This window comes from Mesorhizobium sp. M0761 (genome assembly GCF_040320205.1).
Classification (GTDB): domain Bacteria; phylum Pseudomonadota; class Alphaproteobacteria; order Rhizobiales; family Rhizobiaceae; genus Mesorhizobium.
Genome location: NZ_JAMYPF010000011.1, coordinates 161740 through 173486, shown reverse-complemented (window position 1 = coordinate 173486; position 11747 = coordinate 161740). Strand labels below are relative to the sequence as shown.

The following is an 11747-nucleotide window of genomic DNA, read 5'->3' as shown; positions in this document are numbered from 1 at the left end:
CTGTTCAAAGGTAAGTTCCTGCCGCCGAACCACCAGCGTGCCGGAATGTTCCTTGGCCTGCCGAAAAATTGCGCAAGACAGCATGGATCGAAGCAGCGCTGGCTGCGTTGCCGCAAGGCAAAGCATTGGAAAACCGGTCGATGATCGTTTACGGCGACCAGAAGCGGAGGCAGAGCGCAGAACGGCTTCGCGATGCTGCGAGCGAAGTTGCTCAAAGTCTGGACCGCATGGCTCATGGCGTCCGACGCCATGCCGCGTTGGTCGGCCTATTCATCAGCGTATCGGAACTGGTTCGCGCGCTTGCCGATGTCGATTTCGAGAACAGGGGCATCGACATCTTTTCGCCGCGGCAACAGCAAGGCGCCAGATTGCTGGTTGGTCTTGCGGCAGAGGTGGCGAAGTCGTGGCGAAGCGGTTTCGCCGTGGGCGGTGGCATCGAGCCGGGACTTCTCCAACTGCTGGACGGGTTGGATTGCGAGGCTGAGGTTCTGACCGGTTCTGCCGAGGGTTACGCGCATTACGCGCTTTATCCCGAAAGCTATTTGGGAGCGGCGCAGGAGTCAGGTCTCGATGCGAACACATGCGTGATCGGCATCCGCAGCATCGGCCTGGGGCTTGCCGCCATAGTGGCTGCCGCGATTGGCGCGCCGGCGCCGTTCAGCGTTCGTCCGGTCGGCCATCCTTTCCGCAGGCACATCAATGCCGATTCGCGCTCGATCGCTTCCTGGAAGAACAATCCATCGGCACGCTTCGCCGTTGTAGACGAAGGTCCCGGTCTGTCCGGCAGTTCGATGCACGCCGTCGTCGCGTGGCTGCGGGAACTGGGTATTGGTATGGACCGCATTCACCTGTTTCCCAGCCATCCTGGCAACCCGGGCATCGAAGCGTCACGGGAGGCTAGGGAGACATGGTCGCGCTGTCCGAAACATGTGGCGACGGCGCTCGAATGCACCTTCCCCGAAAGCTCGAACATTCCCACGCTTAGCGAATGGGTGGCCGAGGCGGTCGGCAGCCCCGAATTACGCCTGACCGAACTGTCTGGTGGCGAATGGAGGAGCGTCCACTACGTCGACGAAAAGCATTGGCCGCCGAGCCCGCGCGGCATCGAGCGGCGTAAATTCCTGGCGTCCGCGGGGTGTGGTCGCTGGCTCGTCAAATTCGCCGGCCTCGGCGAAACCGGACGGCGTAAGAGACGAGCCGCGGAAATGTTGGGGAAAGCCGGGTTCGGATCGCAAGTGGTCGGGCTTTGCCACGGCTTTCTGGTCGAACGGTGGATTGACGGCACCACGATGGACCAGGCGCCGCTGCCCAGAGGAAGGCTGGTCGCGGAGTTGACGCGCTATCTAGCCTGGCGGGCGCTCAATCTCCGAACCTGCGAACCGGGTGCATCATTGCTCGCACTCGCGGAAATGGCTGTTTCCAATACATCTGAAGCCCTGGGCGAGAACCGAGCGGCGACGTTGCGCCATTGGCTCTCGAAAAAAACCCCTGCGCATGTTCTGCAGCGGGTGGAAATCGACGGAAAGCTTCACGCGTGGGAGTTTCTCGTTTGTGCCGATGGCACGGTGGTCAAGACAGATGCCGTCGACCATTGCCGGGCACACGATTTGATTGGCTGCCAGCCGATAGAGTGGGACATTGCCGGCGCCTGTGTCGAATATGGACTGTCCGACAGCGATGTGACGACATTGGTCGAGGGGATGGGGCTCGATATTGACAATGGCCACATCGATTTTTTCGAACCCTGCTATTTGGCGTTCCAAATCGGGCTCTGGAGCACGGCTGCGCAATCCGAAAATGGCCAGGAAAAAGCAAGGCTGGCCGGGACGGCAGACCGATACAGGGCGGGGCTGATACGATTCCTGGACGAATCTCAGGTGTAACGTTTCGATCAATCCAGCCTTCGCAGCATGTCTGCTTCCTGCTCAAGAATAGCGGCCACTTCCTCGCGCTGCAGATGCGTCATCATCAAGCTGACGCAGCACTCGAGATAGGTGATCGAGGAGCGCCGCAAATAGGCAGCCGCCTCGCGTTCGGCAATCTTGTCGACATCCTTCGCGGGTCGCTTGGGTTGCATGAGGATGATCCTCCGTATCGGGTCCCTCCCGCCAAACTACAAGGTTGGATGGATGTTCCGCACGATCTCCGGGCAGGTCCGGCCGCGGCCCACGTCATGCAGGAAGGTTCTGCAGCCCGCCTGCGGGTCTCCTTTTGGCAAGGCCTGTCATCTGATCGCCGATGCCGGTGCCTTCGAGCGCCGCGAAATAATCGATCGTCAGCTTGAGCCCTTCGTTGAGCGGCACTCTCGGCGACCAGCCGAGCAGCGTTTTCGCACGCGAAATATCAGGCTGCCTGCGCCGAGGATCGTCTTGCGGCAGGGGCAGAAATTTCAGATCCGACTTGGTGCCGGTCATCGCCTTCACCAATGCCGCCAGTCGCACGATGGTGAATTCTCCGGGATTGCCCAGATTGACCGGCTTGCCCGGATTGGGGTCGATGTTCATCAGGCGCATCAATCCATCAATCAAGTCGGAGACATAGCAGAAGGATCGCGTTTGCTGGCCGTCGCCGAATATCGTCAGCGGACGCTTCTCGAGCGCCTGCATGATCAAATTCGAGACGATGCGACCGTCGGCCGGATCCATTCTCGGACCGTAGGTGTTGAAGATGCGCGCGACGCGGACGTCGGCCTTGCCGGCCCTTAGATAGTCGAAGCAAAGCGTTTCGGCGGTGCGCTTGCCCTCGTCGTAGCAGGCGCGTGGGCCGGTGCAGTTCACATGACCGACGTAGTCCTCCCTTTGCGGGTGTTGTTCCGGATCGCCATACACTTCGCTCGTCGAGGCCTGCAGCAGTCGCGCGTCATTGCGGACAGCGAGTTCGAGCAGGTTGAGGGTTCCGATCACGCAGGTACGCGTGGTGTGTATCGGGTCGGCCTGATAACGCGGCGGTGAGGCGGCGCAGGCCAGGTTGAAGATGTGATCCACGGGCTCGCCGAGATCCAGTGGCCGGCAGATGTCCTGCTCGATCAACCGGAAACCCGGCCGGTCCATGATCGAGATGATGTTTTCCATGCGCCCGGTCAGAAAATTGTCGACGCAGATCACGCGCCAGCCGTTGCGGAGCAATACTTCGCAAAGATGCGAACCGAGGAAACCCGCGCCGCCGGCAACAAGCACCGTCTTTGCCCTGTGCGCCTTTCTTGTCTGTCGCATCGCTGTTTTCTCCTGTCTGCCGTTCATGCTGCACTTCCAATGTCGAGATCGAGGGCCGTCGCCCTTGGTTGGGTCAGCGCCGCCACGAATTCGCGAGCCCTGGCCCCACCGGTGTGGGAAGCGAGGACGAGTTTGCGAGCCCGGCCGGCCATGGCCAGGCGTGCGCGCTCGGACTCGCCAACGAGGATATCGATGACTTCGTCCGTCTCCGCGGCGGTGTGGATCGCCGATGCGGGAAAGAAGCTGTCGAGCCCTGGCCAGTGGTCGCTGACGATGGGCGTGCCGCAAGCCGCCGCTTCGAACAGGCGCACGCTGGGCGACCATCCTGCGGTGATCATGGAACTGCGTGTGACATTCAGCGTGTAGCGCTGACGGCTATAGAACGCGGCGTGATCGGCTGGCGGCAAATGTTCGATGCGTTCGACATTGTCCGGCCAGATGATGTCGGATGGATATTGGGAGCCGGCCACGACGAAACGGAGGTTCGGCATATGCCGTGCGGGCTCGAGCAGCAGAGCGTTCAGCGTTGTCTGCCGGTCCATGCTGTAGGTGCCGAGATAGCCGAGATCCCAGCGGATCGGATCTCCTGTCGGGTGATGCCGTTCTGGATCGACCGAACAATAGAGAGGTTCGGCATGGCGCGCGCCGAAGTCTTGCGCCAGATGGTTGAGCGTTGGTCCGCCAGTGAAGGAGAAATAGACATCGAAATACGGAATTTGCCGCGAACTCAGATAATCGCAATCGTCGGCTGAAAGCTTGGCCAGGGTCACCGGGGTGTCGATGTCGTAAAAGCAGAGCTGCCCCTTGCAAAGCGAGGCGACGATGTCGATGACCTGGCGTCCTTCTGGAACAAAGGATCCGATGACGATGATGTCGGCCTGCTCCAGGCACTGTGCGTAGTGGCGTTGCAGCTCCGCAGTGGTTTCGTAGTAGCGCAAGGCGCAGAACTCCGGATCGCGCAGATCGCGGTGATTGGCGTACCAGGGCACGTTGCGCTCCAGAAAAGTCACCCGGTGACCGAGTCCGTGCAAGCCTTTCAAAAGACCCCGGAAAGTCGTGGCGTGGCCGTTTCCCCAGGATGAGGACAGCGACAGGCCGAGAAAGACGATGTCCAGTTTCTTGGTCATTCCGCTGCCTCCACGGCCCCGTGCTCGAAATGACGTTTGAAGACGGCATCCGCCACATCCGCCCGAAGCGCGTAGGTATGGTCCGCCAGCACGCGGTGAAGTGCGGCTTGGCCGATTGCCTTGGCCCGCCCGGGGGTCAGCGAGCGCATTATTTCGGCGACATCGCCGCCGTCACGCGCGACCAGGATCTCCTCGCCTGGTTTCAGGAACAGTTCCACGCCCAGCCATGCATCCGTGATGAGACAGGCGCCCGCGCCGGCCGCCTCGAACACTCGCGTGGCCGGTGAAAAACCGTTGGCGGCCATGCTGTCGCGGCTGATGTTCAACACGGCTTTTGGGGTGACATTGAAGGCGTTGTGATCGCGGGTGCGGACATGGCCGAGCCAGCCTACATTGGTGGGGAGCGGCTTGTCGCCCCAACCCGAGCCTCCGAGCAGGAAACGCTGTTTCGGCAGCTGGCTGGCGGGATCGAGGAAAAACGATTCGACACGCGCTTCACGGTCCGGCAGCCGGTTTCCGAGGAACGCCAGGTCGCAGGCAAAATGCGCTTTGCTGGCGACCGGATGGTGCGTTTCGGGATCGAGCGCATTGTAGATGGGCACGCACTCCTTGGCGCCCATGGCACGATAGGCCCAGACAACGGGATCGCCGCCACCATAGGTCAGCACGAGGTCGATCTCCTGCAGTGCACGATGGAGCGGGTGGTCCGGCTCGTCGCGCAACTGGGCAAGCGTGGCTGGCGCATCCACGTCCCAGAATACGACAAGCGCGTCGCTGCGGGCGTGGTCGAGAACGGCGCGAAGCAGCGCCTCGTCTTCGAAACCGACGCCACTCGCCTTGACGACGATGTCGGCGCCGGCGGCACGTGCCGCGACCTGCATCAGCGCATGCTGGGTCGCCTCGTAAACGACGACAGTGCACCAGTCGGGAGCTTCGATGTCGCGGTTCTTCTGCCGGTCGTAGACATCGGGTTCGTAGAACGTGATCTCGTAACCCAATTGCGAAAGTGCCTTGAGCAAACCGCGATAGTACGTCGCGGCACCGTTCCAGTAGGACGACAAAAGGCTCGATCCATAGAATGCGATCTTCATGCGACGGCTTCCTTTGCGGCTGTCGGGACGGCGGTGTGTCGGTTCCCGCATTGCGTGAGCACGCCGAGCAACTCGTCGACGCGGTGGCGGCAGGTGTGCCGCGAGCGGATGGTCTCGAGACCCGAGATCACCAGGGAGGCCGCAAAGTCCTCGTCGGACAACACCGTCCGAAGCTGTTGCCGCATTTGCGAGCCATTCTCGGCAAACAGGAAGTCGACACCGGGCCTGAAAAGCTGCTCGACATCGGACCATGGCGCTGAAATCAGCGGAATGCCGCAGGCGAGTGCCTCGAACATGCGGATCGTCGGGATTCCGGGCAACCTCTCGCGATAGGGGCGCCGTGGGATGTGAACGGTGACACGATGCGCGGCGAAAGCCTTCGGCACGTCGGCATTGGCAATCCACCCCTCATAGCGCAGTCCTGCGGTGGCCAGATCCGCAAGTGCGGTCTTGGGATAGCGTACGCCGTGAACAGCGGCATCAAGGCCGAGATCGTGCACCGGCTCGATCAGAAACTCATTGAGTTCGGCGGTCCGCTCATCATCGCCCCAGTTGCCGATCCAGACCAGATCGGAGGTGGGGCGGATCTCCGGGTGCGGCTTGAACAGGCGATCGTCCGCGGCTTCATGCCAAGTGAAGACGCGCTTGCCCCAGCCGGCGCGCAAATAGCTCTCACGCAAGGTCTCGCCAAAGGCGAGAACGCCGTCATAGTGCTCCAGCCGGAGCGCCGAGAGCGCCTCGGTCGCCGACACGGCCCGGTGGTGGGTGTCATGAAAAAGAAGGATGAAGTTGCCGCCGGCGGCCCGGGCACGGCCAATACGTGCGACAAGCTCCGGATCCGTCCACTCATGAACGATCACAACGTCGGCCTCAGCGATCCAGGCTTCATGATCAAATCCGGCATCGTAGGTCACCGGCATCAGTTCGGGGAAATCCTTGCGGAAGCGTTCGATGGCGAACGACCCCTTCTCAGCCAGCAGATTCAACCGGCTCCAGCCATCCGCCGGCTCCAGCGCAATCGCCTGATGCCGGCGCTGGACCAGCTCTCGCATGACGCCGCGCAGGAAATGGGCATTGCCATGATTCCAGTCGGAAACGACCGAATGGGTGTAGAACACAAAGCGCATGATCAGCGCTCCGCCATCGCTAAGGCCGCTTTGTCGTAGACGCCGCGCATGGCCGCTGTCTGTTTTGTCAGCCTAAACCTGCGGCTGCGTCGGATGGCTGCCTGGCCAAGCTCTCGCCGGAGCTCGGCATCGCTGGAGAGACGATTGAGGCAGGCAGCGAGATCGTGCGGATCGCGCGCGTCAAAGAACATCGCGGCCCCGTCCCATAGTTCGCGATAGGTGGCGATATCGGAAAGCACCAGGGGCGTAGCCGACATGCCGGCTTCCAGCGCGGCCAGGCCGAATGGCTCGTAGAGCGATGGCGATACGAAAACGCCGGCGCGAGCCATCAACGAACGCACCTCGTCGGACGGCACTGCTCCCAGAGGAACAGCATGGCTGAAGCTGACATGCTCGCCGTTTGGGCCGTTCGTCGACCCGGCGGCAAACAGAGGCCATCGCGTCAGGGACGCCGCCTGGTCGACCACCGCGGCATTTTTGCCCTCGTCCCACCAGCGGGCAGCAGCGAACACGAGCGGTTGGTGCTTTTCGGCATTCAGCAGAGGACGGGCACCATTTCTGACCACACTCAAGCGCGCGATCGGGCCGTAGCAGGTCTCTAGCATGTCGGCGTGGCTGCGGCTCGGCGCGATGACCGCGTCGGCCCGATCCATGCCGCGTCTGTTGCGCTCCTTCTGCCAGGCCCATGCCCCATCCGCCGCCTGTCCTCTGACCGCATGGAACCAAGTCGTCACGCAGGAATGGGAGACCACCACGACCGGGCATGGCGCGTCGAATCCCGCTGCCTGCGAAGGCGCGTTGAAATGGACAAGGTCGATGGCGTGGTCGCGCATGGGCGCATGCAACTCCCGCGGCAGCGCGTCGAGATCACCGCCGTTGCGGGTCATCCAATCCGGCGGCGTGTTCAGCCAGATCAGCTTCGCGAAAGCCTCCGCCTCGTCGGCCTGCTGCCTGGACGGTGGCGGACCGAGGCCGGCAAGCACCACGGTATCGCCGCCGTTGACAAGTTCCCTGGCCAGGTCGAGCGCATAGCGCCACACGCCGCCCACGGCGTCGACCGTCATCAGGATGCGCCGCGAGCGCGGCGTCAGTGTCCGCAACATGTCGCCTCCAGTTCCGCCAGCGGACGCGGGCGCCTTTCCTGGATGTCGCTGAACTTCTGGAATGATGCGAGATAGTGATCATGGGCGCGCTCCCAGGCGAGGTCGTCGGGTTCGCCCCAAAGCTCGCGATAGCTTGGCGAACTCGGATATGGATAAAGCGGTACGGGTTCATTGGCCCACACGCCGTTGTCGATGAGGTGCGTTCGCCAGTAGTCCACAAGGGCAGGGTCATCCTCGACGACGCCGATCAGATTGGCCTGTACGAACGGAACGTGACGCCTGGCATTGACGAGCAGCGCGGCAAGTTCCTCGGTACCCAGCCGGCAGCGTTTCGCCAGCATCGCACGACCTTCCACGGTCAGGCTTTCGAGGCCGGCCTCGATGGAGACGCAGCCAGCCGCACCGAGCAGTTCCAGCAGATCGGGTTTCCAAAGGTCGATGCGGGTCTGCACACCGAACTTCACGTCGCGATCGATCAACGCTTCCAGCAGCGCTTTCTGCGGCAGGAAGATTTCATCGATGAAATAAATGTAGCCGACGCCCTGGGCAATCAGCCCATCGATTTCCGCTATGACCGCCTCGTGGTTGCGGCGGCGATAGGCATCGCGGAAATCGATCTTGGCGCAGAAGCTGCAATTGTAGGGGCAGCCGCGCGATGCTTCGACCTCCGCGCCGAACCCAACCTGCTTGTCATCGAACCTGTGATGGTGATGCGAATGGGCTGCGATCCAGTCTGATGGCCATTGGAGTGGCGGATGATCGACAAACGAGCTGGCGTGGACGCCGCCGTTCAAAACCACCTTGGCGTCGCGCAGGTAAGCGGTCGAGGGGACCGCGCTCCAGTCGTCGCGCCGGGCAAGTTCCGCGACGATTTCCTCGCATTCGCCGCGCACAACAATGTCGACGCCAAGCTTGCGCAAGGTTGGCGCGGGCGTAGCCGAGCCATGCGGCCCGACCGCGACTGTGCGTCCACCGCGCCCGGCGAGACGGTTGAGGAAATCGGCCGGCACGCGCAACTCGGGTGGTGCGCAGCGCCAGAACAGATAAGTCGGGGCGGTACTGACGACCGTCATTGCAGGCGCGAAATCAGCCACACGCTCGGAGAGGTCCGAGTTGTCGAGCTTCTGCAATTGCCCATCCAGCATCAACACCTCATGGCCGGCTGTTTCGAGGAGGGATTTCGAATAGCCGAGTTCCAGCGGGAGATGTGGTTGGCGGCAGCCGAAATAGATGCTGTCGTCATAGGTCCAGAACGGGTTTACCAGGGCGATTTTCATGCGACGTACCTCACGACTTCGGGGCGAGGCTGGAGCCGGTGTTGTTGCAGCCAGTCTGCGAGATCGCGAATGCCTTCGCGCCATGAAACACGAGCTTTCCAGCCAAGCATCGCTTTGATCTTGCGGGTGTCGGCGACGAAGAAGGGCTGATCGCCGGTGCGTTCGCCATCATGGCGGATCGAAAGCTCACGGCCGGTCAAGCTACCGATCTCGCTCAACAGCATGCGCAGGCTGATCGCATTATCGGGGCCGCCGCCAAGATTGAATGCCTGTCCTTTGGTCGTCTCGATACGATCGAGCGTGGCCCTGTAGGCGGCGACCGCATCGGAGACATGCAGTATGTCGCGCACTTGTCTGCCGTCGCCGTAAATGGTGATTGGACGTCCCGTCAGCGCACTCAGCAGGAAGTGCGCGACCCAGCCTTGATCCTCGGTTCCGAACTGGCGCGGCCCGTAAATGCAGCTCATCCGCAGCACCGCCGTCGGCATGCCGTAGGATTTGGCATAGTCGAGCACATATTGGTCCGCCGCGCCTTTGGAGCAGCCATAGGGCGTGCAGAAATCCAGGCCGTGGGTCTCGTCGATGCCATTCGCTTGGATGATGCCATCGCAAGGCAGGTAACGATCGCCGTCCTCGCGCACCGCGACGTCGGGCAGGCTGCCATAGACCTTGTTGGTGCTGGCGAAGACCACCGGAACAAACTCACTGCTCAGCCGCGCCGCCTCGAGGACATTGAACGTTCCTCGAAGGTTGATGTCGAAATCCTCGTCCGGTTGGACCAGGCTCGTTGTGACGGCGGTTTGCGCGGCCAGGTGGAAGATCGCCTTGGAACTCTTCAGAACGGGCGCAAGCGCGTTGGCGTCGCGCACGTCAATCGTTTCGACCATGAGGCGGCTTCCGTGTTTCTGCGCCAGCCATTCAAGGTTCTGTTCGACGCCGGGGCGGCTGAGATTGTCGATCACCAGCACCGGCTCGCCATCCGACAACAGGCTGTCGGCCAGGTTCGATCCTATGAAGCCGCTGCCGCCGACAATGGCGACGGGCGCGTCGCGTCGATTGCGCGTATTCATGACACCAGCCCACGTTCTTCAAGCTCGCGTTTCATGTCGGCGCCGCGGTCGATGGCGGACGAGTTGCGCACCCAGGAAACGAAATCGGCGAGCGAATTCTCCAGTTGTTGCCTCGGCTCGAAACCGAGCAGCTCACGGGCCTTGGAAATATCGGCGAAGCAGTTGCGGATATCCCCGGAGCGCGCCTTGCCGAGCAACTCTGGCGAGCGGTCCGGCGTTCCCATGGCCTCGGCAAGTACCCGCGCGACGTCGCTGATAGCATAGGCTCGGCCGCTGCCGATGTTGATGACGTGACCCCTTGCCTGGCGTTGCTGCAGCGCAAGACGAAAGGCGCGGGCGACGTCATCCACATGGACGAAATCGCGTTTCTGTTCGCCATCCTCGAAGATCATTGGACGTTGGCCGTTGGCGAGACGCGAAGCAAAATTGGCCAACACGCCGGTATAGGGGTTCGATAACGCCTGGCCGGCGCCGAATACGTTGAAAAGGCGCAGCGCGACCGCATCGATGCCATAGGCTTCGCCGAAGATCAGCACGGCGCGTTCCTGGGCGTATTTCGTCAGTGCATAGATAGAGGCGAGATCGACCGGCTTTTCCTCGTCCGTCGGCAGGGGGGAGAGGGGTTCGCCTTCCGGCGACAGCGGATTCCACTGTCCGTTTTTGATGTCGCTCGCCTTGCGCCGGGCATTGTCGATGCGCCGGCCGTCCGATGTAGCATAGAGGCCCTCGCCATAGACACTCATCGATGAGGCGACGACAATGCGCTCGACCGGGTGTTTGATCAGCGCCTCGAGCAGCGTCGCGGTGCCGAGATCGTTGGTGCCGACATAGCGCGCGATCTCGTACATCGACTGTCCGACGCCGACTTCCGCGGCTAGATGAATGACCGCGTCAACGCCTTCCAGCGCCTTGGCGACCGCCTCCCGGTCCCGAATGTCGCCCTTGATCAGCTCGGCCCCGGCGGGAAGGGCGACTGTTTCGCCTGCGTGCACCTGCTCCAGCAGCACATCCAAAATGCGAACCGAATAATCCTGCTCGATGAGTTCCTGGGCGACATGCCGGCCGATGAAGCCGCAGCCCCCTGTAACCAATATCCGTTTCACGACCACTCCTCAGACAGGTAATCTTGGCGACCCGAACTTTTCGGCAAAAGGTTTGTTCCCTTGGCTTCAACAAAGTTCCTTTGGCCGGCTTCGTTCGGAAGCAGCCACATCGCGCTCGCCGCGCCGTGCCGGAACATTGCCGCCCTTGTGCTGTTAGGACGCCGGCAGCCCCGACGATGCCCGATGTTGGCAACGCCGATGATCAAAGGAGATTTCAATGTCCCAGTCGCAAACGACCACCAATCACGACGAAATCCGCAAATGGGCGGAGGAGCGGGATGGACGGCCGGCAGTGGTTCGCACCAAAGGCGCGGGCGGCATCCTGCGGATCGACTTCGGCAAACCCGAGGAAGCATTCGAGCCGGTCGAATGGGATGAGTTCTTCCGCATATTCGACGAGAACGATCTGGCCTTTCTTTACCAGTCCAAGACTGGTGACGGACAAACCAGCCGTTTCAACAAGTTCGTCGAGCGCAACCAGAAGGGCGAATGACGCACTTCGAGCCGGCCGATTTGCCTGACCTGGTTCTCGGGCAAATTTTTCTGGATGCGGTGGAACAATAGAGGGCTCCGATCCTTCGGTCGCTGAACCACAGTCGCAGCAAGGATCGAAGGCCTGAGCAGAATCGGAGCCCTG

Annotated in this window: 11 protein-coding genes; 2 read left to right on the top strand and 9 right to left on the bottom strand. The window is 61.8% G+C overall.

Annotated features, from left to right (window positions below; genetic code table 11):
- Nucleotides 1-68: 68 nt before the first annotated feature.
- The gene (locus NKI32_RS19440; protein WP_352521484.1) at nt 69-1883 is read left to right on the top strand and encodes a hypothetical protein; all 1815 of its coding nucleotides are present in this window, start codon (nt 69-71) and stop codon (nt 1881-1883) included.
- Nucleotides 1884-1891: 8 nt separating this feature from the next.
- Here the strand turns inward: NKI32_RS19440 and NKI32_RS19435 are convergent, their stop codons facing one another.
- The 9 genes from NKI32_RS19435 to NKI32_RS19395 all read right to left on the bottom strand — a co-directional run bounded on the left by NKI32_RS19435 (nt 1892) and on the right by NKI32_RS19395 (nt 11110).
- Nucleotides 1892-2077 (bottom strand): hypothetical protein, encoded by a 186-nt coding sequence (locus tag NKI32_RS19435; RefSeq protein ID WP_023667982.1) that lies wholly within the window; start codon nt 2075-2077, stop codon nt 1892-1894.
- A 94-nt stretch (nt 2078-2171) separates the two neighbouring features.
- Complete coding sequence (locus tag NKI32_RS19430; RefSeq protein ID WP_023681096.1) at nt 2172-3212, bottom strand: UDP-glucuronic acid decarboxylase family protein; 1041 nt, start codon at nt 3210-3212, stop codon at nt 2172-2174.
- A gap of 23 nt (nt 3213-3235) precedes the next feature.
- Entirely contained in the window at nt 3236-4339 is a 1104-nt protein-coding gene (locus tag NKI32_RS19425; protein WP_353003205.1) for a CgeB family protein, read from the bottom strand.
- Complete coding sequence (locus NKI32_RS19420) at nt 4336-5430, bottom strand: CgeB family protein (RefSeq protein WP_352626563.1); 1095 nt, start codon at nt 5428-5430, stop codon at nt 4336-4338. The genes NKI32_RS19425 and NKI32_RS19420 overlap by 4 nt, the downstream gene beginning before the upstream one ends.
- On the bottom strand, nt 5427-6557 hold the full coding sequence (locus tag NKI32_RS19415; protein ID WP_353003203.1) for a CgeB family protein: 1131 nt from the start codon (nt 6555-6557) through the stop codon (nt 5427-5429). The genes NKI32_RS19420 and NKI32_RS19415 overlap by 4 nt, the downstream gene beginning before the upstream one ends.
- A gap of 2 nt (nt 6558-6559) precedes the next feature.
- A complete protein-coding gene (locus NKI32_RS19410) occupies nt 6560-7660 on the bottom strand; it encodes a glycosyltransferase family 4 protein (RefSeq protein ID WP_031209094.1) in 1101 nt (366 codons plus the stop codon).
- Entirely contained in the window at nt 7645-8937 is a 1293-nt protein-coding gene (locus tag NKI32_RS19405) for a TIGR04295 family B12-binding domain-containing radical SAM protein (RefSeq protein WP_023729531.1), read from the bottom strand. The genes NKI32_RS19410 and NKI32_RS19405 overlap by 16 nt, the downstream gene beginning before the upstream one ends.
- The gene (locus NKI32_RS19400) at nt 8934-10007 is read right to left on the bottom strand and encodes a GDP-mannose 4,6-dehydratase (RefSeq protein ID WP_352626567.1); all 1074 of its coding nucleotides are present in this window, start codon (nt 10005-10007) and stop codon (nt 8934-8936) included. The genes NKI32_RS19405 and NKI32_RS19400 overlap by 4 nt, the downstream gene beginning before the upstream one ends.
- On the bottom strand, nt 10004-11110 hold the full coding sequence (locus NKI32_RS19395) for an NAD-dependent epimerase/dehydratase family protein (RefSeq protein ID WP_023681102.1): 1107 nt from the start codon (nt 11108-11110) through the stop codon (nt 10004-10006). Before NKI32_RS19395 ends, NKI32_RS19400 begins: the two co-directional genes overlap by 4 nt.
- A 217-nt stretch (nt 11111-11327) precedes the next feature.
- Here NKI32_RS19395 and NKI32_RS19390 point away from each other — a divergent pair, with 217 nt between their 5' ends.
- Nucleotides 11328-11603: a hypothetical protein gene (locus NKI32_RS19390; protein WP_023667991.1), complete on the top strand. Its 276-nt coding sequence runs from the start codon at nt 11328-11330 to the stop codon at nt 11601-11603.
- The last annotated feature ends 144 nt before the right edge of the window (nt 11604-11747 follow it).